Origin of the sequence: Zwartia vadi, assembly GCF_030410375.1 — a bacterium.
In the GTDB taxonomy this organism is placed as follows: Bacteria; Pseudomonadota; Gammaproteobacteria; order Burkholderiales; family Burkholderiaceae_B; genus Zwartia; species Zwartia vadi.
Map to the genome: position 1 here is coordinate 44424 of NZ_JAUHHE010000007.1, position 23509 is coordinate 67932.

25 protein-coding genes, 1 pseudogene and 1 riboswitch are annotated in these 23509 nt (G+C 55.3%); of the genes and pseudogenes, 9 read left to right on the forward strand and 17 right to left on the reverse strand.

All coding sequences use genetic code 11. The annotated features are described in order from the left end of the window. Positions 1 to 32 precede the first annotated feature (32 nt). Positions 33 to 1514, reverse strand: a complete 1482-nt coding sequence (locus QWY27_RS07595) for an aldehyde dehydrogenase (protein ID WP_290196327.1) — start codon at positions 1512 to 1514, stop codon at positions 33 to 35. A 175-nt stretch (positions 1515 to 1689) separates the two neighbouring features. On the opposite strand from QWY27_RS07595, the gene QWY27_RS07600 reads away from it, so the two are divergent. Beyond that, entirely contained in the window at positions 1690 to 2238 is a 549-nt protein-coding gene (locus QWY27_RS07600; RefSeq protein ID WP_290196329.1) for a zinc ribbon domain-containing protein, read from the forward strand. Here the strand turns inward: QWY27_RS07600 and QWY27_RS07605 are convergent, their stop codons facing one another. Further along, on the reverse strand, positions 2239 to 2841 hold the full coding sequence (locus tag QWY27_RS07605) for a LysE family translocator (protein WP_290196331.1): 603 nt from the start codon (positions 2839 to 2841) through the stop codon (positions 2239 to 2241). Continuing rightward, complete coding sequence (locus tag QWY27_RS07610; RefSeq protein ID WP_290196332.1) at positions 2838 to 3863, reverse strand: 4-hydroxythreonine-4-phosphate dehydrogenase PdxA; 1026 nt, start codon at positions 3861 to 3863, stop codon at positions 2838 to 2840. Before QWY27_RS07610 ends, QWY27_RS07605 begins: the two co-directional genes overlap by 4 nt. Before the next feature lie 121 nt (positions 3864 to 3984). Between QWY27_RS07610 and QWY27_RS07615 the strand changes: the two genes are divergently transcribed. Next, positions 3985 to 4917 (forward strand): LysR family transcriptional regulator, encoded by a 933-nt coding sequence (locus tag QWY27_RS07615; RefSeq protein ID WP_290196334.1) that lies wholly within the window; start codon positions 3985 to 3987, stop codon positions 4915 to 4917. Between the two features lie 15 nt (positions 4918 to 4932). Here QWY27_RS07615 and QWY27_RS07620 read toward each other — a convergent pair whose 3' ends face one another. The 3 genes from QWY27_RS07620 to QWY27_RS07630 are packed head-to-tail and all read right to left on the reverse strand — an operon-like array spanning position 4933 to position 8009. Next, a complete protein-coding gene (locus QWY27_RS07620) occupies positions 4933 to 5868 on the reverse strand; it encodes a dihydrodipicolinate synthase family protein (RefSeq protein WP_290196336.1) in 936 nt (311 codons plus the stop codon). Between the two features lie 3 nt (positions 5869 to 5871). Next, complete coding sequence (locus tag QWY27_RS07625) at positions 5872 to 7044, reverse strand: L-rhamnonate dehydratase (RefSeq protein ID WP_290196337.1); 1173 nt, start codon at positions 7042 to 7044, stop codon at positions 5872 to 5874. 29 nt (positions 7045 to 7073) lie between these two features. Then, positions 7074 to 8009, reverse strand: coding sequence for a Bug family tripartite tricarboxylate transporter substrate binding protein (locus tag QWY27_RS07630; RefSeq protein ID WP_290196548.1), 936 nt, complete (start codon positions 8007 to 8009; stop codon positions 7074 to 7076). A gap of 133 nt (positions 8010 to 8142) precedes the next feature. Between QWY27_RS07630 and QWY27_RS07635 the strand changes: the two genes are divergently transcribed. Then, positions 8143 to 8349, forward strand: a complete 207-nt coding sequence (locus QWY27_RS07635) for a type II toxin-antitoxin system PrlF family antitoxin (protein WP_290196339.1) — start codon at positions 8143 to 8145, stop codon at positions 8347 to 8349. A gap of 57 nt (positions 8350 to 8406) precedes the next feature. On the opposite strand, the gene QWY27_RS07640 is transcribed toward QWY27_RS07635, so the two are convergent. From QWY27_RS07640 to dapF, 8 genes are all read right to left on the reverse strand, one after another. Further along, positions 8407 to 8949, reverse strand: a complete 543-nt coding sequence (locus tag QWY27_RS07640) for a cob(I)yrinic acid a,c-diamide adenosyltransferase (RefSeq protein ID WP_290196341.1) — start codon at positions 8947 to 8949, stop codon at positions 8407 to 8409. Positions 8950 to 8994: 45 nt separating this feature from the next. After that, on the reverse strand, positions 8995 to 10326 hold the full coding sequence (hslU, locus tag QWY27_RS07645) for an ATP-dependent protease ATPase subunit HslU (RefSeq protein WP_290196344.1): 1332 nt from the start codon (positions 10324 to 10326) through the stop codon (positions 8995 to 8997). 2 nt (positions 10327 to 10328) lie between these two features. After that, positions 10329 to 10865 (reverse strand): ATP-dependent protease subunit HslV, encoded by a 537-nt coding sequence (gene hslV, locus QWY27_RS07650; RefSeq protein WP_290196346.1) that lies wholly within the window; start codon positions 10863 to 10865, stop codon positions 10329 to 10331. 140 nt (positions 10866 to 11005) lie between these two features. Continuing rightward, positions 11006 to 11425, reverse strand: a complete 420-nt coding sequence (dksA, locus tag QWY27_RS07655) for an RNA polymerase-binding protein DksA (RefSeq protein ID WP_290196550.1) — start codon at positions 11423 to 11425, stop codon at positions 11006 to 11008. A gap of 207 nt (positions 11426 to 11632) precedes the next feature. After that, a complete protein-coding gene (locus QWY27_RS07660; protein ID WP_290196348.1) occupies positions 11633 to 12802 on the reverse strand; it encodes a CobW family GTP-binding protein in 1170 nt (389 codons plus the stop codon). Positions 12803 to 13097: 295 nt separating this feature from the next. Beyond that, on the reverse strand, positions 13098 to 14039 hold the full coding sequence (gene xerC, locus QWY27_RS07665; protein WP_290196350.1) for a tyrosine recombinase XerC: 942 nt from the start codon (positions 14037 to 14039) through the stop codon (positions 13098 to 13100). A gap of 55 nt (positions 14040 to 14094) precedes the next feature. Continuing rightward, on the reverse strand, positions 14095 to 14763 hold the full coding sequence (locus QWY27_RS07670; RefSeq protein ID WP_290196352.1) for a DUF484 family protein: 669 nt from the start codon (positions 14761 to 14763) through the stop codon (positions 14095 to 14097). Beyond that, positions 14760 to 15686: a diaminopimelate epimerase gene (dapF, locus tag QWY27_RS07675; RefSeq protein ID WP_290196354.1), complete on the reverse strand. Its 927-nt coding sequence runs from the start codon at positions 15684 to 15686 to the stop codon at positions 14760 to 14762. The genes QWY27_RS07670 and dapF overlap by 4 nt, the downstream gene beginning before the upstream one ends. Positions 15687 to 15902: 216 nt before the next feature. Between dapF and metK the strand changes: the two genes are divergently transcribed. After that, complete coding sequence (gene metK / locus QWY27_RS07680; RefSeq protein ID WP_290196356.1) at positions 15903 to 17072, forward strand: methionine adenosyltransferase; 1170 nt, start codon at positions 15903 to 15905, stop codon at positions 17070 to 17072. A gap of 1 nt (position 17073) precedes the next feature. Next, positions 17074 to 17271: a DUF1289 domain-containing protein gene (locus QWY27_RS07685; RefSeq protein ID WP_290196357.1), complete on the forward strand. Its 198-nt coding sequence runs from the start codon at positions 17074 to 17076 to the stop codon at positions 17269 to 17271. Here the strand turns inward: QWY27_RS07685 and QWY27_RS07690 are convergent. Both QWY27_RS07690 and QWY27_RS07695 read right to left on the reverse strand, forming a co-directional pair. Then, a complete protein-coding gene (locus QWY27_RS07690; protein WP_290196360.1) occupies positions 17268 to 18182 on the reverse strand; it encodes an NAD(P)-dependent oxidoreductase in 915 nt (304 codons plus the stop codon). The genes QWY27_RS07685 and QWY27_RS07690 overlap by 4 nt on opposite strands. Positions 18183 to 18319: 137 nt before the next feature. Beyond that, positions 18320 to 18724: pseudogene (locus QWY27_RS07695) on the reverse strand (carboxymuconolactone decarboxylase family protein); the annotation flags it as partial. Positions 18725 to 18865: 141 nt separating this feature from the next. On the opposite strand from QWY27_RS07695, the gene QWY27_RS07700 reads away from it, so the two are divergent. The 4 genes from QWY27_RS07700 (at position 18866) to metF (ending at position 22674) form a co-directional block, all read left to right on the forward strand. Then, entirely contained in the window at positions 18866 to 19687 is an 822-nt protein-coding gene (locus tag QWY27_RS07700; RefSeq protein ID WP_290196362.1) for an N-acyl homoserine lactonase family protein, read from the forward strand. Positions 19688 to 19748: 61 nt separating this feature from the next. Further along, positions 19749 to 19844, forward strand: a riboswitch (S-adenosyl-L-homocysteine riboswitch). Positions 19845 to 19924: 80 nt separating this feature from the next. Continuing rightward, a complete protein-coding gene (gene ahcY, locus QWY27_RS07705; RefSeq protein WP_290196364.1) occupies positions 19925 to 21340 on the forward strand; it encodes an adenosylhomocysteinase in 1416 nt (471 codons plus the stop codon). A gap of 141 nt (positions 21341 to 21481) precedes the next feature. Continuing rightward, on the forward strand, positions 21482 to 21820 hold the full coding sequence (locus tag QWY27_RS07710; protein WP_290196366.1) for a phage holin family protein: 339 nt from the start codon (positions 21482 to 21484) through the stop codon (positions 21818 to 21820). Next, positions 21817 to 22674 (forward strand): methylenetetrahydrofolate reductase [NAD(P)H], encoded by an 858-nt coding sequence (metF, locus tag QWY27_RS07715; RefSeq protein WP_290196368.1) that lies wholly within the window; start codon positions 21817 to 21819, stop codon positions 22672 to 22674. The genes QWY27_RS07710 and metF overlap by 4 nt, the downstream gene beginning before the upstream one ends. A 52-nt stretch (positions 22675 to 22726) precedes the next feature. On the opposite strand, the gene QWY27_RS07720 is transcribed toward metF, so the two are convergent. After that, a complete protein-coding gene (locus QWY27_RS07720; RefSeq protein WP_290196370.1) occupies positions 22727 to 23371 on the reverse strand; it encodes a 5-formyltetrahydrofolate cyclo-ligase in 645 nt (214 codons plus the stop codon). Positions 23372 to 23509 lie beyond the last annotated feature (138 nt).

The following is a 23509-nucleotide window of genomic DNA, read 5'->3' on the forward strand; positions in this document are numbered from 1 at the left end:
ACGCGCCGTGTTTGATCGAACGCTTTGATCGATCAATATTTGCGAATAAACGGATCGGGCATGTCCAGATCGCTGGACATCCAGACGCTCTTGGTCTCGAGGTATTCTTTGACTGCCTCGATGCCGCCCTCGCGCCCCATGCCGCTATCCTTGTAACCACCAAACGGCGTGGTGTAGCTGGTGGAGCGGTAATTGTTGACCCATACTGTGCCGGCCTTGACGCGCTCTGACATCATCAGGGCGCGATGCAAGCTCTTGGTCCAGATGCCTGCAGCCAGTCCAAAGCGGATGTCGTTGGCGATACGCACGGCGTCTTCCTCGTCTTTGAATTTGATCACCGAGAGTACCGGTCCAAAGACCTCTTCTTGCGCGATGCGCATATCGTTGGTCACATCGACAAAAATGGTGGGTTCGACGAATTGGCCGCAACCGTATTCGGGACCTTTGGGAGCGTTGCCACCAAACACGCAGCGTGCGCCTTCGGCTTTGGCGATGTTGATGTAGCTGACGACTTTGTCGTACTGGGGTTTGGTCGCCACGGGACCCATTTGGATGTCCGTGCGCGCGGGGTCGCCAAGCTTGGCCTTGCTCGCGATGGCGATCAGGCGTTCGATCATTTCGTCATGGATGCTCTCTTGCAGCAGCAGACGTGAGCCGGCCATGCAGGTTTGGCCGCCTGCCGAGAAAATCCCGGTGATGATGCCGTTTGCGGCGCGCGTCAGGTCTGCATCATCGAAGACGATATTGGGGGACTTGCCACCGAGCTCAAGCGATACGCGTTTGAAATGTTGCGCAGCCAGCATGTTGACCTTGCGGCCACCCTCGTCCCCACCGGTAAAGGCGATACGGGCGACGTCCGGATGCACCACGAGCGGTTCGCCGACTTCGTTGCCAAAGCCTGTGACGACGTTAAAGACGCCGGGTGGAAAGCCGGCCTCGCGGAACAGGTCGGCCAACAAAAACAGAGAGACCGAAGTGTGTTCGGAGGGTTTTGCAACGATCGTGTTACCGGCACACAGCGCAGGTCCGAGTTTCCAGGCTGTCAGCAGCAGCGAGGAGTTCCAGGGGGTGATGGTGCCAACCACGCCAATCGGTTCGTAGCGGATGTAGTTGAAGACTTTGGGCTTGTCCATCGGGACGACAGCACCTTGGATTTTGTCGCACAGTCCGCCGTAGTAGTAGAAGTATTTGGCGACGTAGCGAACCTGTCCGCCCACTTCGCTGCGTAACTTGCCGTTGTCCCGGCTTTCGGCTTCGGTGAGCGCGTCGGCATGCTTTTCAATCAGCGCGCCGAGCTTGAACATCAGCATGCCGCGATCGCTGGCGGACATTTTCCCCCAGGGGCCTGACATCGCTTCTGAGGCGGCTTTGACAGCACGATCCACGTCGGCTTTGCCTGCGCGCGGGATCAGCGCCCAGGCTTCGCCTGAGAACGGATCGAGAGACTCAAACCATTGACCAGTCAGTGGGTCGACCCACTCGTTATTAATGAACAATTGATGCTTTTGTTGCATGTTGATCTCTTAGACGGAGGTTTTAAGGCAGGCGACAGTATAGGCAAAGTTCATGAAAATTTGAGGGTTTAATGTCTGAATCAGGTTCTTACTGGGGTTGAGGGTCTGAATGCTTTAAAGTGTCACTTGCTGAATGATTTGTTTAATGATCGATTGATTTGTGAAGAGGTGAGCGATGTCGTTTTGCACTGCGTGCGGGACTAAAAATCCGGCGGATGCCCGTTTCTGTAGCGCGTGTGGACACCCGATCGAGACGTCTGCGTCCATGCCTGGTGCGCCGGCCATGACGCCTGCGCCGACTCCTGTCACGCCGCTCGCGACCCCTGTCAAACTCAAGGCGTTCGACAATCCGGCCGAGCTGTGGAAAATGTATTTCTACGTCACGTTTTTCAACATCGGGGCGTATTTCCTGACGAGCTCGGCTGCAGACTTCCTGGAGCAGAGTGGCGGGTTCTTGTCCATTCCGATGGGGATTTTTGTGTTGTTTATGGTGGTGTTTCTCGGCCTGTCCTATTGGTTGATTAAGAAACAAGCCGTGGATAAAAACCGCACACTCTGGTTATTGCCCCTCATCGCCTGGCATGTTTACTCTTATCTGGATGGTTTGTCGGGGTTTGAGCCGAGCTATGCCGAGACGAGCTTTGATTTTTATGACGCGTATCTTTCGGGAATCCCCGAGACGCTTATTTTGATCCGACTGTTTCTGGCGTTGCGTGAACGCTGATTACATCACCAATACCGGCACCATCGAGAGCACCAGCAACAGTGCCATGCCTTTGTTAAAAAGTTGTCTCTGTCTGGGTTTGGACAGGAAGCGTTCGAGTTGGGTCCCAAGCAATACCCACAAACTCAGGCAAGGCCAGTTGATCACGGTAAACATCAGGCACGTGAAAAAGATGAAGGTATTGGATGCATCGATCGGCATGTAGTTGCTGAAATACGTAATCGCCATCAGTAAGGCCTTGGGGTTGACCCACTGAAACAAGGCGGCGCCAATAAACCCGAGCGGTTTGCCTGTGGTCTCTCCGCGCTTGAGCGGGGTCTGGTTAAAAGCGATGCGCCAGGCAAGATAAAGCAGGTAGCAAAACCCCACCACCTTCATGATCTGATAGCCAAGCGGAAAGGCTTGAAACAGTCGGTCGAGCCCCGCGCCAATGGCGAGCAGCATCACCAAATGACCCAGCGAAATCCCCAGCATGTGGGGAATCGTGCGCGCAAAGCCGAAATTCACGCCCGAACTCAACAGCATCATGTTGTTCGGACCCGGGGTGATCGAGGAGGCGAACGCGAACATCGCCATCGCGATCACAATTTGCCAATCAATCATTGTCGCCAGGCTTTACCCATGCGAGCGGCGATCTGAAAGGCCTGCCAAGTGGCTTCTACGCTTGCCCGACCTTTGCCCGCGATGTCGTAGGCCGTGCCGTGTGCAGGCGTGGCGATGGGAATGGGCAGGCCGCCTTGAACCGTGACGCCTTTCGAAAAGCCCAGTAGTTTGATGGCGATTTGTCCTTGGTCGTGATACATGGTGACGATTGCCTGGTACTCGCCTGCCTGCGCTTTCAGGAAAATCGTGTCGGCTGGAAAGGGACCGTGAAAAGGCGCCTCGGTGGGCCATTTTTTTGCCTGGAGGGCTGCCACCGCAGGGGCGATGATGTCAATTTCTTCGCGGCCGCAGGAGCCACCGTCACCGCCGTGTGGATTGAAGGCCGCGATGGCGATCTTGGGTGTTTCAAAACCACTGGCCAGGAGCGCTTTGTAGATCAGTTCCGAGGCTTGTTCGATCCGTTCTTTGCTGAGGTACTTGGCCACATCCTTGAGCGGAACGTGTGAGGAGATGCGAGAGGTCCAGAGGTTACCCAGCGTGTTGAACTCGCAGAAATATCCTGTGACACCCAAGTATTCGGCAAAATGATGCAGCTCGTCCTCGTGTTGCATGCCCCCCATTTTGAGGGCTTGTTTATTGAGCGGCGCAAAACAGATGGCGTCGACATGGCCAGCCAGGGTGGCATCCATGCAGGCATTGAGAATTTTCAAAGTGGAGGAGCCGTTGCGTGCGCTGACCTGGCCGATCTGGACATCGCCGGGATCAATGGAGTGCAGTGACAGAAAGGCTGGCAGCTCTTGATTGGGGCGCGTGCGAACCGCCTCAAAAGAGTCCACTGGGGCGGTCGGCACGCGAACCTGTGCGATCTGCTGACCTTGTTCCCATAACCACTGATCGCCGATGAGGACGACGTTGGCCAGGGTGCAAACAGGATGCTGGGCCAGCAGGCGTGCGATGAGTTCTGGGCCGATACCGGCAGGGTCGCCTAAGGTCAGCACGACGACGGGACGGGCGTTTTGCATGCGTGTCTCTTTATTGATCAGTGTATGTTGCCCTATTCTAGGTAGATAATCAATTCCAGTAAAATGAAACTTCATCATTGATTGATATCTTGAAGTTATCATTAAAAATGAACATCCTCGCATGAATCACTACGCGCACACCTTGCTCAATCGGCTGAGAATGCGACAGGTATCGTTGCTGCTGAGTATTCAGGAGCATCGCACCTTGCGTGCGGCGGCCCAGGTGATGGGCATGACGCAGCCCGCCGCCACCAAAATGCTGCATGAGCTTGAGGATGCGCTCGGGACGAAGATTTTCGATCGCACCGGTAGAACGTTGACGCTGAACGCGGCGGGCAAGACTGTGCTCGGTTTTTTTCAGGGCATGCGAGGCAGTCTCGAGTCTCTGGCCCGTGAACTCGATGCGATGCAAACAGGTATTCACGGAACTTTGTCGGTGGGCAGCATCATGGCCGCTTCGCCTGCGATTTTGACAGATGCCTTGATCGCGATGCGTCGATCCTATCCGATGCTATCGATCAATATTTCGACGGGCACAAGTGATGTGCTGATCGAAGCGCTCAACCAGGGCGACCTGGACTTGGTCATTGGGCGGATCGTCAGCGTTAAGCACGAGGATTATGAGTTTCGACCGATCGCCAACGAGTCTTTGTCGATCGTGGGGGCTGTTGATCATCCTCTGGCTGGCAAGACAAAGGTGACACTCGAGGCTTTGCACAAGTTTCCCTGGATTCTTCAGGGGCCCGGCAGTCCGATGCGCGCGGTGATTGAACGGGAGTTTCGGGATCAGCATCTGGTGCTGCCTGCAAACTTGATCGAGACCTCCTCGATCCTGACCACTGCGGATATCGTCACACGCACCGATATGATTGCAGTCATCCCCGAGTCTGTCGCGGCGATTTTTGCCGATAGCGGACGCATCAAGGTGCTGCGCTACCGGATCAAAAATAAGCTCGATCCTTATGGCAGCCTCATTAAAAAGGATCGTCCCGTATCGCCCGCGACCCAGGCGTTTTTAACGATGCTTCATTCATCAGAATCAAGCATCGGTTAAAGGTTAGAAATCGGTTTAAAGCCCGAATGATTGACCCCAGCGAAACACCAGCGGGTCGAGTCGTTTGGCTGTGTCGATTAAACCACTGCGCACGGCGGGATGCATGGCGGGAAAGGGGTGGCGAGAAACCTCGGAGTCGATGATGCCGCCCGCTTTCATGAGTGCTTTGGCGGACAAAATCCCGCCTTGGCGATTTTCATAATTGATCAAGGGTAGCCAGCGTGTGTAGGCCGCAATGGCCTGCTCACGTTGACCTGCAAACCAGGGATCCATGATTTGACGAATGCCATCCGGGTAACCGCCACCGGTCATGGCGCCCGTGCAACCCGCTTCAAGGTCGGGCAGTAAGGTGATGGCCTCTTCGCCATCCCAGGGGCCTTCGATGGCTTCTCCGCCAAGTTTGATGAGTTCGCGCAACTTGCTGGCCGCGCCCGGTGTTTCAATTTTGAAGTACGAGACGTTGGCGATCTCGGTGGCCATCTTTGCAAGAAAGGCCGCAGACAGTGTGGTCCCGCTCACGGGGGCATCCTGAATCATGATGGGGATGTTGATCGCGTCCGAGACTTTGGCGAAAAATTCGTAAATGTAAGGCTCTGGTACGCGGATGGTGGCGCCATGGTAGGGTGGCATGATCATCACCATCGAGGCGCCCAAGTCTTGGGCGCGCTTGCTGCGTTGGGCGCAAATCAAGGATCCGTAATGTGTCGTCGTGACGATGACAGGCACCCTGCCTGCAACATGCTCCAGGATTTCGCGGGTCAGGCGATCTCGCTCGTCATCCGAGATTGAAAACTGTTCTGAGAAGTTCGCGAGAATGCACAGGCCGTGCGAGCCGGCATCAATCATGAAATCGACACAGCGCTTCTGGCTAGGGAGATCCAGCTCTCCGGACTCTTTGAAAATGGTCGGGACAACGGGAAATACGCCTTGATATCTGGGTTGTGTGGCCATTGTTTACTCGATGATGTTGAAGTCTTTCAGATACTCGGTCTTAAGTGTGAGGCCGAGTCCGGGTGTGTGGTCGTCGAGCTGGATAAAACCATCTTTGGCGACAGGTTCGCCATCAAAGATGTAATAAAACAGTTCGTTGCCGACTTCCACATCAAACATCGGAAAATACTCACTCATCGGGGAGGCGAGTGTGCTCATCGTCAAGTGATAGTTATGCATTTGACCGGCATGCGGAATCACAGGCACGCTATAGGCTTCGCATAGCGCGTTGATTTTGTGCGCAGCGGTAATGCCGCCGACTCGATTCGTGTCGTACTGCACGACGGAGACGGCTTTGCGATCAAGGAGTTGCTTAAAGCCGTAAAGAGAGAACTCATGTTCCCCGCCAGAAATCGGAATGCTGGTGAGCTGATTGAGTTCGGCATAGCCATCGATGTCGTCGGCGATCACTGGCTCTTCGAGCCAGCGCGGTGCGTATTTTTCCAGCTTGGGCAGTATGCGTTTTGCATACTCGAGGTTCCAGCCCATGTAGCATTCGAGCATGAGATCAGTATCGTCACCGATCACTTCACGAACTGCGGCTACCGACTTGAGGTTTTCGACGACGCCTTGTTGCAAGTGAGCGGGGCCGTAGCCAAAGCGCATTTTGAAAGCCTTGAATCCTTGATCAAGAAACGTCTGCGCCTCCTTTTGCATTTCATTCAAGTCGGTGCGATAGAGCTTGGAGTAGTAGCAAGGAATTTTTTCTTTGGTGCGTCCGCCGAGTAATTTAAAGACGGGCTTGTTGACGCTTTTGCCCAGGATGTCCCAGATGGCCAAATCGATGGCGGAGATCGCAGCCATGGTGACACCTTTGCGTCCCCAGGCGTGCGTACCGCGATACATTTTTTGCCAAAGGTATTCGTAATCCCAGGGGTCTTCGCTAATGACCATGGCAGCGAGATATTCGTCGATGATGGCTTTGGCGATCTTAGGTGCGAGAGCGACGTTACCGAGACCGACTATGCCGGTGTCAGTCTCGATTTCGACGACCGTCCACGAATGGAAACGAAAGGTACTCATGGTTTCATTTTTTGAGTACACCAAGTCCATGGCGTTTGAACAAAAGTTACCCTGGGGCGGAACGGTTTTTCCTTTCCATTCAAACACACGGGCGCGGACGGCTTTGATCTTCATAAATACACTTCCTGTGCAGCGGGGTCGAATTAATTGACTTGAATGTTGTTCTTTTTAATCACATCGGCATAGCGCTTGTTTTCAGCATCGTGAAACGCTTTGAATTGCGCGGGTGACATGGGTTGAATCGTCGCGCCGATGGTCTCCAGACGTTTGACCGTGTCAGGCATCGCCAGCGTCTTGTTCACATCCGCGTTGACTTTGTTGATCACTGCGGCGGGTGTTTTGGCGGGCATATACACACCGTACCAGGCGCTCATCACCAAAGGCACACCAGCTTCTTTCATGGTGGGCGTATCGGGGAGTTGCGGGTTGCGTGCGTCGCTCGCGACACCGAGTGCTTTGAGTTTTCCAGCGCGGATCTGTGGCAATGCCGAGGACATGGTTTCGAAGGCGTACTGCACTTGTCCCGCGATCAGGTCGATCATGGCAGGGCCGCTTCCTTTGTAGGGAACATGTACGGCATTGACGCCAGCCAGATCTTTAAAAAGTTCGGCGGCAATGTGTTGTGTGCTGCCTGCTCCGCTCGAGGCGAAGTTGAGCTGACCGGGTTTGCTCTTGAGCAACTTGACGAGGTCTTGCACGCTATTGACAGGACTGTTGGCGGCGACGACAAGAACGTTAGGCACGGACCCTGTGAACGCGACAGGGACGAGGTCCGTCTCGTTGTTGTAGTTGAGCTTGAGCAGATGGGGGGCGATGGCTTGCGCGGTGGATACGCCCATCAACATGGTCTGGCCGTCGGTCGACTTGGCGGTGAGGTCAGCGGCGAGTGTGTTGGAGGCGCCGGGCTTGTTTTCGACCACCACGGTTTGGCCCCACATCGGGGTGAGTTTGTCGGCGACGGCGCGTGCCATGGCGTCTGTGCCACCACCTGGCGAGGAACCGACGAGTAATTTAACGGGTTTGGTTGGCCACTCTTGCGCGAGCGCGGGGGCGCTGAGCGACACGGCCAGGCCAAGCATCAAGGCATTGACTAGTTTGTTTTTCACGGGGGTCTCCTGATTCCGTTGTTGGACTAACCCCCACATACTAGAAGCTGAATTGATTCACGTAAAATGAAACTTAATGATGAATTGATAACTGGAGGATATCAAATTGAGCGCTGAAACTAAGTATTTTAAGCATGCAGAAACTACGGAAGTCTCTGTGCCTGATTCGTTCATGAGTTTTCTGACTCGCGATATAGAAATACACCCTGAGCGTTTAAAAGCGATCGATGCTGCTTTTATTCAACAAGTGCAATTTCTTGTCGAGAACATCGACGTTGATTTAGATGTGCTGTTACAGGAAGAAGGTGAATGATATGAGTCGAATGAGAGACTTGTCATGACTAGTTAGTAAGTCAATGACATGAAAGTATTAATCCCGTCGCCACAGCGAGTCGGGATGATTTGCCGCTTGATTCAAGCAGCGTGCCAGGATAAACAGCAAGTCTGACAGGCGGTTGAGGTACTGTTGCGGCAATGGACCCAACGGTGTCTCGTGGTGCAGGGCGACGACCGAGCGCTCGGCGCGACGGCACACGCTGCGGGCAACGTGCGCAAGCGACGCGGCGCGCGTACCACCGGGCAGGATAAATTCTTTGAGAGGTGTGAGCCGTGCGTTGAAGGTGCTGATTTGTTGATCCAGATAGGCGACTTGTTCGGCTTTCATCAAAAAATAACCGGGCACAGCGAGCTCGCTGCCCAGATCGAACAAGACGTGCTGCGCAGGTGCGATCGCCTCTGCGATGTCAGCCGGCAAATCATCGGCTAACAGTAGACCGAGACAGCTGTTGAGCTCGTCCACATCGCCCATGGCCTGAACGCGCGCGCTGTCTTTGGGCACGCGCGTGCCATCCCCCAGGCCCGTTGAGCCATCGTCTCCGGTGCGTGTGGCAATGATGGAGAGGCGAGTGCTCATAGGGGTCCTTGGTGGCGCTTGGCGAAAGGGGGGCGAGTAGGAGGGTTACAGAACGTATCGAGCAAGGTCTTGGCTGGCTGCGGCTTCTGCGAGCTTGTCATTGACGTACTGCGCATCGATCACGATTGTCTGGCCGCTGCTGCTCGTTGCGTCAAAGGATAGATCCTCTAACAACTTTTCCATGACGGTGTAGAGTCTGCGCGCGCCAATGTTTTCTGTGCGCTCGTTGACCTCAAACGCAAGCTCTGCCAATCGGGCAATCCCTTCGTCCGTGAAGTTCAGGTGCACGTCTTCAGTGGCGAGCAGGGCGGTGTATTGCTTGGTCAGTGAGGCATTGGTGTCGCACAGGATCTGCACAAAATCCTTGGCAGTCAGGGAGTCAAGTTCAACTCTGATCGGAAAGCGGCCTTGCAACTCAGGAATGAGATCGGAAGGGCGTGAGAGGTGAAAGGCGCCCGATGCGATAAACAAAATGTGATCGGTGCGGATCATGCCGTATTTGGTCGTGACTGTTGTGCCTTCGACCAAGGGCAGCAGGTCGCGCTGCACGCCCTGACGGGAAACATCAGCGCCACCGGACTCCTGGCGCGCGGCGATCTTGTCGATCTCGTCGAGAAAGACGATGCCGTGTTGCTCAACTTTCTGGATCGCGACGGTGCGCAGGTCTTCTTCGTTCACGCGTTTCGCGGCCTCTTCATCGACGAGAAGTTTGAAGGCCTCTTTGACAGTCATTTTGCGCTTCTTGGTTTTGTCGCGCGACAGTCCGGCGAACATGCCTTTGAGTTGCTCGGCCATATCCTCCATGCCGGGGGGCGTCATGATGTCCATTTGCGGCGTGGGCTGGGCAACCTCGATATCGATCTCGGTGTTGTCGAGCTGACCCTCGCGCAGGCGTTTACGAAACGTTTGACGTGTGGCATTTTCTTCGCGAATCGGTGAGCCGTCCGCCGCACGCGGCGGCGTGAGCAAAACATCGAGGATGCGGTCCTCTGCCGAGTCTTCAGCGAGGGTGCGCACACGCTTCATTTCTTGTTCGCGCGTTTGTTTGATTGCGATTTCGGCGAGGTCGCGGATGATGGTGTCGACATCGCGACCCACATAGCCGACTTCAGTGAACTTAGTCGCTTCGATTTTGATGAAGGGCGCATCGACAAGTTTGGCGAGTCTGCGGGCGATTTCAGTTTTGCCCACACCGGTTGGACCGATCATCAGAATATTTTTGGGATGAATTTCGTGGCGTAGTGGTTCGGCGACCTGTTGGCGGCGCCAGCGGTTGCGCAGGGCGACGGCCACGGAACGCTTGGCGCGGTTTTGGCCAACGATGAACTTGTCCAGTTCGGACACAATCTCACTAGGCGTCATTGTTGAGGCTGACATGATTATTCCAGTGTTTCAATCAGATGCTGTTGGTTGGTATAGATGCACAGATCGCCCGCAATTTCGAGCGACTGTTTGACGATGACTTCTGGCGAGAGTTCGGTGTGACGCAACAAGGCCATCGCGGCGGATTGCGCATACGCACCGCCGGAGCCAATCGCGGCGAGGCCATTTTCAGGCTCGAGCACATCACCGTTGCCGGTGAGCACGAGGGTGTGTTCACGATCGGCTACGATCAGCATGGCTTCGAGGCGACGCAATACGCGATCTGTGCGCCAGTCCCGTGTGAGCTCGACGGCTGCGCGCATGAGGTTGCCCTGGTGTTTTTCAAGCTTGCCTTCGAAGCGTTCCTGGAGCGTAAACGCATCAGCGGTCGCACCGGCGAAGCCCGCGAGAATTTTGTCGTGATAGAGCCGACGGATTTTCCGTGCCGTGCCTTTGATGATGATGTTGCCGAGTGTGACCTGGCCGTCGCCGCCGAGTGCGACGCGGTTGCCGCGTCGGACGCAAACAATAGTAGTCCCGTGAAACTGTTCCATGTGCTTAGCCTTTGTGCTGCTAAAAAAGGTATGTCGAACTCTGATGTTCACTATAAATTGAAAGGGCACACTAGTGTTGAATCGAGTGTGCCCTCTTGGGGAAATGCGCGCAGAGTTAACGCAAGTGTGCGTCGACGGTGTTAGTCACCAAACATTTTCTGTCGCATTTCACGTCGCTCCTGCGCTTCGAGGGAAAGCGTCGCAGTCGGGCGCGCGAGCAAACGACGCAAGCCGATCGGCTCGCCTGTTTCTTCGCACCAGCCATACTCGCCGCTATCGATGCGGGCAATCGATTGCTGGACTTTTTTGAGTAGTTTGCGTTCACGATCGCGTGTGCGTAACTCAAGCGCGTGCTCTTCTTCGATTGTCGCGCGGTCCGCAGGGTCCGGCACAAATTGCGTTTCACGCAAATGCTCGGTCGTCGCGCCGGCATTGCTGAGAATCTCTTGTTCGAGTTGTCTGAGACGGTCGCGGAAAAAGCCGAGCTGACGCTCGTTCATGTATTCGGACTCGGGCATTTTCAACAACTCAGCCTCGGTGGGCAGGTTGTTCTCAGACAGATCGCCAGAATTGACGGGCTTTTTCTGTGCCGCTTTGGTGGCAACAGCTGGTGTTTTTGCCGGTGCGGGGGCTGCGTTTTTAACAGCCGCGACCTGTGTGGAGACGGGGGCTTTTGCTGCAGTCGCCTTGCTTGCTGCGGGTTTTGCTGCCTTGGTTACCATGAAAAACACTCCATTAATTTAGCTCGGCGCACGGGCGCAGAGGGACTACTTGGCTAGGCACTGCTCCAGACCTTTGGTAAAGATCTCTTGTGGCAGTTTGCGTCCGATGAAGACCATTTTTGTGGTCTTTTTTTCGTTAGCTAGCCAGGGCTTGCCAGGTTCGGCGCCCATCAACATGTGGACACCCTGAAAGAGCATCCGCTTGTTGATGCCTTTCATATAAAGAATACCCTTGTAACGCAGAAGATCGGGTCCGTAGACCTGAACCACGCCGCCGAGAAACTCCTCAAGACGCTCTGGATCAAAAGGTTTGTCGGACTTGAAAACAAATGCACCAATATTGTCATTGTGCGCAGGTTTGTGGGCATGACCATGGTTATGGTCTGGATTGGTGCACGTCGCGGGATCGTGATCGTGCGCATGATCGTGGCCATGTGCGTGATCATGTCCATGGTCATGCGCGTGATCGTGGTCGCAGTGGCCATGGTCATGGTCGCAATGACTGTGATCATGATCGTGCGCGGCATCGGGATGTTCGTCGGCCAGAAACTGTGGGTCGATATCCAGGATAGTGTTGAGATTAAAGCCGCTGATGTCGATGATCTTTTTCAGATCGGTGTCGCCGAAATTGACGGCCTCGATCGCTGCGCGTGGATTCATGTGCACGATACGGCGACGAAGCGCAGCGTACTCGGCATCCGTGACCAGATCTTTTTTCGAAATCAGGATGCGATCAGCAAAGCCAACTTGTTTTTGGGCTTCCTCTTGTTCGTCGAGAGTTTCCATGCCGTGTTTCGCGTCGACGATGGTGACGACTGCGTCGAGGCGGTAGTACTCGGCGATGTCATCATCCATGAAAAAAGTCTGGCAGACCGGACCGGGGTTGGCCATGCCGGTCGTCTCGATGATGACGCGCTCAAAATTCAGTTCGCCACTTTCGTGACGTTTGCGCAGATCAAGCAAGGTGCGCATCAAGTCGCCACGCACCGTGCAGCAGACGCAGCCGTTGGACAATTCGATGATTTCTTCATCCTGATCTTGAACGAGCAAGTCGTTATCGATGCTCTCGGGTCCGAATTCGTTTTCGATCACCGCGATACGCTTACCGTGATACTCCGTCAGGATGCGTTTCAAGAGCGTCGTTTTTCCTGCGCCGAGAAAGCCGGTGAGGATCGTGACGGGGACCATCTGGTCCAGACTGCGAGGGGAATTCATGATCAGTTTGACTTCAAAAACGGGTAAAAAAGCAGGGCCTTGGGGCGATGATCAGACCTGAGGCGAACGCCGGATTACATCACAGCCTAGGCCATCGGGCAAACACCTTCGACGCATTTTAGGCAATCAGGCTGACATGAAAATGTCATCACAGTGTGCTGACTTCTTCACATTCATTTAATGCCGTCTATATATGTGGGGGCGATCACCTGAGTTTCAAGCCCTAAGTGATAATTACTAGGTCCGGCAGATAAATCGTCAATTATACAATCATTTGTATAACCGCATGTTTTGATTAGCTTTTTCTGCCAGCGCGGGGGTGTGCCGAGTCATAGGCTTTGGCCAGATGCTGGAAATCGAGCTTGGTGTAGAGCTGAGTCGTGGAGATGTTGGCATGACCAAGCATTTCTTGAACCGCTCTGAGGTCTTGTGCGGATTGCAAGACATGGCTGGCAAAACTATGGCGCAGCACATGGGGGTGGACGTGCGTAGGCAAGCCGGCCAACTTGACGAGTCTGGTGAGCTGGCTCTGGACCACGCGTGGACTGATGCGTGCCCCGCGTACCCCGATAAAAAGAGCGGCGGCATCTGTTTCGCTGGCGTGGGGCTGGGCAAACTGCGGGCGAGCCTCGATCCAGCGAGCCAGACACTCCTGCGCCTGTTTGCCGATCGGAACACTGCGGCGTTTACCGCCTTTGCCCAACACATGGACCTCGCGCTCCTCGAGGTTGATCCAGCCCGAGGAGGTGTAGTCTTTACTTTGGGTGTAGTTGACATCCAGCCCGACGAGCTCACTTAGACGCAGGCCGCTCGAGTAAAACAATTCAAACATGGCCCGGTCGCGCAGCGAGGCAGGGTCGGTTTGCACAGTCAGTGCGGGGGCCTCGAGCAGTGCCTGGGTCTGGTCGACTGACAGGGCTTTGGGTAGTCCGCGGGAGGCCTTAGGGGCCCGTACATCGGCCGCCGGATTGGCCGCCATGCCGACCTGAGGTGCCCACCATTTATAAAAACCGCGCCAGGCGGCAAGCATCCGGGCCAAACTCCGCGCACTGTGGCCTTGGCCGTGCAGCCGGGCGAGAAAATGCCGGATATTGCCGTTGACGAGTTGATCGAGCGGTTTGCCGTCGGCCAGGGTCACCAGTTGTTGCAGGTCACGCCGATAGGCCGAGAGAGTATGGCCGGAGTAACGACGGTTGACTTCGAGGTGTTTGAGCCAGGTCGTGATGGGATCGGACATGGTCGGCGAAGGCATCTGGTGGGGACGATCAGGTTAGGACGATCAGTTGGGTACATTATGCCGCTGCGACTGGTTTGAGCCGCGAGAGCGCGGAGCTCGCCAGAATACTGACCGTTTGCAGAAACGCGACGCCCATTTCCGGCCCAAACCGCTCAGGATCGTCAGAGCCCAGCACCAGCAATCCAAAGGCAGGCTGCCCGACAGCAGGACGCAGCGGCAGAATGGCGAGTGAGGCGGGTTTGGCATGCAGCCAGCTCACGGGAGTGAGGGTCGTATCAGTGCCACAATAAGGATTAATAAGGTTATTGGCATAAGTATGTACTTCCTCACCAACGGGTGCGCCTACACCCTCGGCAGGTAGATCCAGGCCCCAGACGCGTAAAGCGACCTCTTGGAGATTGAATTGCTCGGCGAGTCCCAGCGCGACTTCTCCGGGCAGGCGCAGGGTGGATTGCTCGCCCAGCATGCGCACACACCAGCGATTGAGTTTGTCGGTTGTGATTTCGTTCAGTGCGGCATTGCGGACCAAGTCAGCCAGTCTGAACTCAAAGTCCCGCAGACGCTCGCGCAGGGTCATGATCTGACGCTCGCCCAGGGAAATCGTGCGCGCCTGATGCGGATGCGGAACCTCTAGGGTTGAAAACAACTCGGCGTACTGGACAAAAAACTCAGGGTGCTCCTGGAGGAACTTGGCAACAGTATGCGGATGCAGTGAATCGGTCATGGCTTGGTATGAAAGGAAGTGGGAATAGAGGCGACCAGTCGATCAATGTCGATCGAGCTGGAAAAGACCGTTGTGGCTGGACCGGTCATCCGCATTTGCTCACCCTGGGTGGCGATGGTGAGCCAGCCGCCGTGCGTACGGATCCGTACGGGAGAGTCCAGCAAGCCACGGCGGATTCCTGCCGCGACAGCCGCGCAGGCACCCGAGCCGCATGCCAGTGTCTCGCCCGCACCACGCTCGTAGACGCGCAGGTGGGCGGTGTGACGGTCGACGATTTGTAGAAAGCCTGCATTGACGCGGCGGGCAAAGCGCGGATGTGACTCGATCAAAGGACCGAGCAGGGAGACCGGTGCGGTGTCCACATTGTCAACGACTTGTACAGCATGGGGGTTGGAGATTGCGACGGCGGACAGCCAGACCGTGACCTCCCCCAGATCGGTATGTGTCTGCAAAGGCAGGGCGTAGAGGGTGTCTTGACCTTGCACGCGGGTCGTCAAACCACTGACATCGAACGGGAGGGCGTCAGGGTCAAAGCGGGTTTGACCCATATCCACGACCACTTCGCCGTTGGGCATGGCCTCAAGGGTGATCAAGCCAGTGGAGATTTCGGCACGCAAAGGGTTGCGCGAGGAGAGCTTTTGCTCGTGGACAAATTTCACGAAACAACGTGCGCCATTGCCACAGTGTTCGACCTCGCTGCCATCCGCGTTGAAAATCCGGTAGCGAAAATCTGCTTCGGGATGGGAGGGCGTATCCACCAGCAAAATCTGATCGCAGCCGATCCCGAACTGGCGATGCGCCAGGGCGCGTGCCCGCTCGGGGGTCATGTCAATGGGTTGGCGCACCCCATCCAGGACCACGAAGTCATTGCCGGCGCCATGCATTTTTGTGAAGTTCCAGATCATGTAGGGATTATCGCCCATTTGTTTGCCGTTTTGACTTAAACTATTGATTAAGTCGCTGAGTTAACCGACAACTTGCGGGGCGACGGTGTTAGACAAAAGCTGAAATGCTGAGTCGACATAAAAATAAATCCGCTAAAGCGTCGCGCCCAATCCAGCGTCTATCTAGGTGTCGGTCCGGGGTGCAACGCACCTCCTTAACCTCACCTCTGGCTTAGCCAGAAATAGGACGTGATCATGGTTTCAAAGTCTTCTGACTATCTCTTTACCTCTGAATCAGTTTCCGAAGGGCATCCAGACAAGGTCGCAGACCAAGTCTCCGATGCCGTGCTGGACGCAATTTTCGCGCAGGACCCCAATGCGCGCGTGGCGGCTGAGACACTTTGCAACACGGGCTTGGTTGTGTTGGCTGGTGAAATCACCACCACCGCCAATGTCGACTACATCCAGGTCGCACGCGACACGATCAAGCGCATCGGCTATGACAATACTGACTACGGTATCGACTACAAAGGCTGCGCAGTGTTGGTCGCCTACGATAAACAGTCACCTGATATCGCACAGGGCGTGGACCGCAGCTCGGAGGATTATCTCAATCAAGGCGCTGGCGACCAGGGCTTGATGTTTGGTTACGCATGTAACGAAACGCCTGATTTGATGCCTGCTCCAATCTGGTATGCGCACCGTCTGGTTCAGCGCCAAAGCGAGTTGCGCAAAGACGGCCGCCTGCCTTGGCTGCGTCCTGATGCGAAATCTCAGGTCACCTTCCGCTACGTGGATGGCAAGCCTGTCGAGGTCGACACGGTTGTGTTGTCGACACAGCACGCTCCAGAAATTTCACAGACTGCGATTCACGAGGCTGTGATTGAGGACATCATTCGTCCAAGTTTCCCCGCTGGTTTGTTGACTGCAAAAACCAAGTTCCTGATCAATCCGACCGGTCGTTTTGTGATTGGCGGACCCCAGGGCGATTGCGGTCTGACTGGTCGCAAAATCATTGTTGACACGTACGGTGGCGCATGCCGTCACGGTGGTGGCGCGTTCTCCGGCAAGGATCCTTCCAAGGTTGACCGTTCGGCCGCCTACGCCGCACGTTACGTCGCTAAAAATATCGTGGCTGCTGGGTTGGCCAGCAAGTGCGAAGTCCAGGTGAGCTATGCGATTGGCGTGGCTGAGCCGATCAACATCACCGTCAATACCGATGGTACGGGTGTGGTGCCTGACGAGCAATTGTCCAAACTTGTGCGTGAGCACTTTGACCTGCGTCCAAAAGGCATCGTCAACATGCTCAATCTGTTGCGTCCCATCTACAGCAAGACAGCTGCTTACGGTCACTTCGGCCGCAGCGAGCCCGAGTTCAGCTGGGAAGCCACGGACAAGGCTGCCGCACTGAAAAAGTCGGTTTAAGTTGACTGCCGATGCCTCAAACGGAGCAGACTCGCCATGCGTGGCGATTTGCTCCACCTTGTTTGATGATGTGTGCCGCGGCTGCGGCCGTACGGTCATGGAGGTCTCGAACTGGGTCTTCATGACCGAAGAGGAAAAGCAGGCTGTTTGGGTGCGCATCCGAGCGGAAGGCTACCCAAAAAAGCCTGGTGAAACTTAACCCTCTTTCTTTTCTGACAACGTGTCACCCGCCAGAGCTTCGGACAACTTGGCAATCGCGGTGTGATCCTGGCCGGGCCCGAGCATTTGTGCGCAAGAAGCCCACATTTCGCGGCACAACGACGAGAAAGGTGTCGGTGTGTTGGTGTCGCGACCGATGCCGAGCGCAATACTGAGGTCTTTAACCATCAGGTCCAGTCCAAAGCCGGCGTTGTACTTTCCTGACAAGACAAATTGCTTGAATTTCTTCTGGGTGGAGTTGTTCATCCCCGTTGAAGAGTTCAGCACATCCACCATTGCCGAGGGGTCCAGGCCAAAGCGCTTGCCGATGAGCAGTGCTTCGACGCCAATCAAGAAGCCGCCAGCCGAGACCAGGTTGTTCAGCGCCTTCATGGCATGGGCGGAACCCACATCACCGGTTGGCGTGATCGAGGTGCCCATGCAGGACAGCACGGGACGAACACGTTCAAGAATCTCGGTGCTGCCGCCAAACATGATGGCGAGTTCACCCGTCTTGGCGCGTGGAACGCCACCGGAGACCGGTGCGTCCACCAGATGACCTTTGGCCGCTTTGACTTGCTCGGCCAGCGTGCGTGTAATGGTTGGCACGCCTGATGTCATGTCGATGACGACTGAGCCAGGACGCAGGCCCGCCAGTAAACCGTCGGGACCGTTTAAGACGGCCTCGACGATGTTGCTGGTCGGCAGGATGGTGATGATGAACTCTGAAGCAGCGGCAAGTGCGCGGTTGGAGGCAGCCACCGTGCCGCCGATTTCTTTGGCGAAAGCTTGCGCGCGCTCTTTCGAGGCGTCGATGACCTGGAGTGGGTAGCCTGCTTTGTGCAGCAGAGCGGCCATCGGCCATCCCATGCTGCCCAAGCCCACAAAACCTATCGTGGGCAGCGCGCTCATTTCTTAGCTGCCTTTTTAGCAGCAGCCTTTTTGGCAGGTGCTTTGACTGCGAGGACTTCGACGTCACCGGACTTCGCTGCGGCGACTTTTTTGGCAGTGGCTTTCTTGGCCGCTACTTTTTTCTTGGCGGCTTTGGCTGCGGCTTTTGTGTAGGCGCCTTCTTCTTCGAGCACTTGGTTGGCGGCTTTAAAGGCGTCGAGTCCGGCAGGGATGCCGCAGTAGACCGTTGCGTGCAAGAGAACTTCTTTGATTTCTTCGACGGTCACGCCGTTGGCAAGCGCGCCTTTGACGTGCAATTTGATTTCAGCTGAGCGGTTCAGCGCGGTCAGCATGGCGAGGTTGAGCATGCTGCGCGTTTTGCGGCTCAGGCCGTCACGCGTCCAGGCATAGCCCCAGCACCACTCAGTTGTGATGTGCTGGAACGCCATGGTGAAGTCGTTGGCTTTCGCAATGGAGCCGTCAACGTAATCAGCGCCAAGTACGGCACGACGAACGGCCAGGCCGTCTTTGAACAATTGAGCGGTTTCGCTTTTAGCAGACATGTAAGGCTCCAAAATCAGTATGATCAAAAAGAAGTAAAACGTAAAACTATGTAACTATTGTTTCGAGAGATCTTGATTGTCTGCGCTTGCCTTTACCTGTGTCAAGCAAGATTCATTGAGAATGCTGATTAAGGATGAACAATGAGCCTGCCCAATTATGAAATCTACGCGTTGCGTTATGCGACGATTCAGCAACGCATGCGTCGTGAAAACTTTATCGTTCAGGATCCGCATGACGAGCCGATGCCGATGGATTATTTTGTTTGGCTCATTCGCGATGGTGCGCGCAGCATTTTGGTCGACACGGGTTTCGATGCGCGACAGGCCCGGGAAAGGGGGCGCACGCTTTTACGATGTCCGATTGGCGCGCTGTCTTTGCTGGGACTTGCGCCAGAGGACATCAAGGATGTCGTGCTAACCCATTTGCATTATGACCATGCCGGCAATATCGACTTGCTCCCGAATGCTCGTTTTCACATTCAGGAAGACGAAATGGACTATGCCTGTGGCAAGCACATGTGCCATGGCTTGTTTCGTCACGCCTACGATGTCGAAAACGTGGTGAGTCTTGTGCGCCGCCTGTATGCAGAGCGTGTGCAATTTCATCAGGGTCGGGTAGAGTTGGCGCCGGGCGTGGAGCTCATCAAGATCGGCGGCCACACCAAGGGTCTTCAGTCTTTGCGTGTGCATACGGCGCGCGGCTGGGTCGTGCTGGCCTCTGATGCCAGCCATTTTTATGAAAACATGGAACGACCCTCGCCGTTTCCGATCGTGTTTCATGTCGGCGATATGGTGCAAGGGTATGCGACCTTGCGCGCGGCGGCTGCATCGCCCGCGCACATCATTCCCGGCCATGATCCGCTGGTTCGCGCCCGCTATCCGTTTCATGGCGATCCTGCAGATGACATCGTGGCCTTGCATCTTGCACCTCTTGCGTCCACGGCTCCCGCTCCAAAAGCTTAAGCTTTTCAGGGTTGTCGGGTAAACCCTGTCGATTTGGTCAAAAAAAGGCTACAATAGATGTGCTTTTGAGGAGCGTTGCGACGGGTCACTCCCGCCAGGCTCAAAAGCTTCCACGTTACCGTTGGCATATCGCCAACCTTAACGGCGCTCACCCAATCCTGCCCGGCAGCGATTGCGGTGGTGCTCAATACACAGCCGTTCAATTGTTGCTCCGCGGGCTTACCGGAGCCTACCTACATGAACGCTGTCAAAGAAAAATTTACCGATTACGTTGTTGCTGATATTACCTTGGCCGACTTTGGTCGCCGTGAAATCGCCATTGCAGAAACAGAAATGCCTGGTCTGATGGCCACGCGCGAAGAGTTTGCGAAAACCAAGCCCTTGAAGGGTGCCCGGATCACGGGTAGCTTGCACATGACCATTCAAACGGCCGTGTTGATTGAAACCTTGCAGGCACTTGGCGCAGAAGTGCGTTGGGCCTCTTGCAATATTTTCTCGACACAGGACCACGCTGCTGCCGCGATCGCTGCGATGGGCACGCCTGTCTTCGCTAAAAAAGGCGAGACACTGGTCGAGTACTGGGAATACACCCACAAGATTTTCGAATGGCCCGGCGAAAAGCAAGCCAACATGATTTTGGATGATGGCGGCGATGCAACGCTGTTGTTGCACCTCGGTACAAAAGCTGAAACCGACCTGTCGGTCTTGAACAGCCCCAGTTCCGAAGAAGAAGTCGTGTTGTTTGCCGCAATCAAGGCACAGCTCAAGAAAGATCCCAAGTGGTATTCCACACGTCTGGCCCAGATCAAGGGCGTGACAGAGGAAACCACTACGGGCGTACTGCGTCTGTATCAAATGTCTAAAAAAGGCGAACTGGCCTTTGCAGCCATCAACGTGAACGATTCAGTGACCAAGTCGAAGTTTGACAACTTGTATGGTTGCCGTGAATCACTCGTTGACGCAATCAAGCGTGCAACCGACGTCATGATCGCAGGCAAAATCGCAGTGGTCGCGGGCTACGGCGATGTGGGCAAGGGCTCGGCTCAGGCGTTGGCCGCTCTGCGTGCGCAAGTCTGGGTAACCGAGATCGATCCAATCTGCGCGTTGCAGGCCGCCATGGAAGGTTTCAAAGTCGTCACGATGGAAGAAGCCGCTGACAAGGCTGACATTTTTGTCACCGCCACGGGCAACTACAACGTCATCACGCGCGCGCACATGGATCGCATGAAGGATCAGGCCATTGTTTGTAACATCGGTCACTTCGATAACGAAATCGACGTTGTCGGTCTGGAAGACCTCAAGTGGGAAGAAATCAAGCCCCAGGTCGATCACGTGATTTTCCCTGACGGCAAGCGCATCATCTTGTTGGCCAAGGGCCGTCTCGTCAACCTCGGTTGCGGTACGGGTCACCCCTCGTTTGTGATGTCTTCTTCGTTCACGAACCAGACGATCGCGCAGATCGAGTTGTTCAGCCGCAATGATCAGTACAAGTCCGGTCAGGTCTATGTGCTGCCCAAGCATCTGGATGAAAAAGTCGCACGTCTGCACCTCAAGAAGATTGGTGCGAACTTGACGACCTTGACTCCTCAGCAAGCGGCCTACATCAGCGTCAAGCAGGAAGGTCCTTTCAAGGGCGATGCATACCGTTATTAATAAACGGCTGTCGCAAGGCGCATCGATCGTTTGATGGATGCGTCGCGGCGCGGGCCGGTTGTTCCGGCTCGCGTCACAAAGAAGTGTTTAAAAGAAGTGTTTAAAAGAAGTGCTTAAAAGAAGTGCTCACCGGAGATTGTCATGACTTTATTGTTGGTCTGGATATTAAATGCGGTGACACTCTTGATTGTCGCCTACATCTTGCCTGGAATCGTGGTGTCCAGTTTCTGGTCCGCCATGCTTGCGGCAGTGGTGCTCGGTTTAATCAATATGCTGGTTAAGCCTCTCCTTATTTTGTTGACCTTGCCCATCACGATTGTGACGCTGGGTCTGTTTCTACTCGTGATCAATGCGCTGATGTTCTGGCTCGCCGGCTCGATCCTGAAAGGTTTTCAGGTCAATGGCTTTTGGTGGGCAGTGGGTGGCGCGCTGTTGTACAGCGTGATCTCCGGGTTTTTAACGAGTCTGATTAATCAATGACCTCAAGTGTGACGCCGGCGTTTAGCCTCGAGTTTTTTCCTCCCCGCGACGCCGCTGCGCAGCAGCGTTTGGTCGAGGGAGCCAAGCAGATGTTGGTGATCGCGCCGCATTACGTCAGTGTGACGTTTGGCGCGGGTGGTTCGACCCGTGACGGCACGCTCGATACCGTGCGCACCATGCGCGCGCTCGGTTGCGATGCCGCACCGCATTTGTCTTGCATTGGTTCCTCGCGCGACGACCTCAAAGCCTTGTTGCAACGCTATCGGGACGAAGGCGTGAAGCGTATCGTCGCGCTGCGTGGCGATATGCCCTCTGGCATGGGAGCGAATGCCGCGGGTGCCTTGCATCATGCGAGTGACCTGGTGGAATTTATCCGTCAGGAAACAGGCGACTGGTTTCATATCGAAGTCGCGGCCTACCCTGAAATGCATCCCCAGGCTTCCGGGCCTGACAAAGACTTGATGCATTTCGTGAATAAGGTGCGTGCGGGCGCTAACAGCGCGATCACACAGTATTTTTTCAACGCCGACGCCTACTTCGATTTTGTCGAACGTGCCCAGGCTAAGGGTGTCGATATCCCGATCGTGCCAGGCATTATGCCCATCACCAATTACTCTCAGCTGATGCGGTTTTCAGAAATGTGCGGTGCCGAGGTGCCGCGCTGGATCCGTTTGCGTCTGGCGGAAATGGGCGACGACAAGGACTCGATCCGTGCGTTTGGCGCCGAGGTTGTCACGCGTTTGTGTGAAACATTATTGGATAACGGCGTGCCGGGTTTGCATTTCTACACCCTGAACAATGCCGAGGCAACGCTGTCGATTTGGCGCGGGTTGTCTGGATCTGACGCAAAATAACCACTGCGCGTTCAGCAGGCACCGGCCTGTGTGGTGCTTAAACCGGTGGCGCCTAAACTGGTGGTGGTGCGGGCGTCCAGCCGCCAGGTGTCAGGATAGTATCGAGTGGATAATCGTGATCCTCTGGCTCATGTCCAGTGGCTTCGTCCAGGCGAGCCTGATCCCAGGCGATGCCGATCGTGAGAAAGGGTTGTCCTGTTTCATTGATTTGCGCCAGTGTTCGGTCGTAATAGCCACCGCCATATCCAATGCGTGCGCCCTGGGCTGTGAAACCGAGGGTGGGCACAAGCAGGATCGTTGGTTGAATCGCAATACTGCGCACAGGCTCGCGCACGCCAAAGGCGCCTTCTTTGAGAGGTGAGTCTGGCCGCCACGGATGAAACTCCAATGGGGCATGTTTCCGAACAACAATGGGTAACACCACAGTAGAACCTTGCTTGTGAAGTTGTGCGTACACCGGCCGCAAATCGGGTTCTCCTTCAAGCGGCCAAAACCCGGCAACTATTTCAGGTTCTGTGGGTCTATCCAAAGGGTTGGCAGCGGTTTGGGCTAAAGCACGGGCAGTTTGACGTGCGTCAAACCACTTTAAGAGTTCGCGGCAAAGGACATCGCTGCCTTGTTGGCGTTCGGCAACAGGAATGGCTTCTCGCAGGCTGCGAAGCCGCACACGGAGCTGGTCTGCGCTATTCTTTGACATATACCGTAGCAGTTACTCGCAAATTGTTGCGAATGTTGAATGGTTTGAAAGTCGTCTAGAGGCATTGTATGCACACACGCGCAAAGTATCAGAATATCCGGATTCAGGCTCGCGTCTGGGTGGGCGCATTCGTTTGCG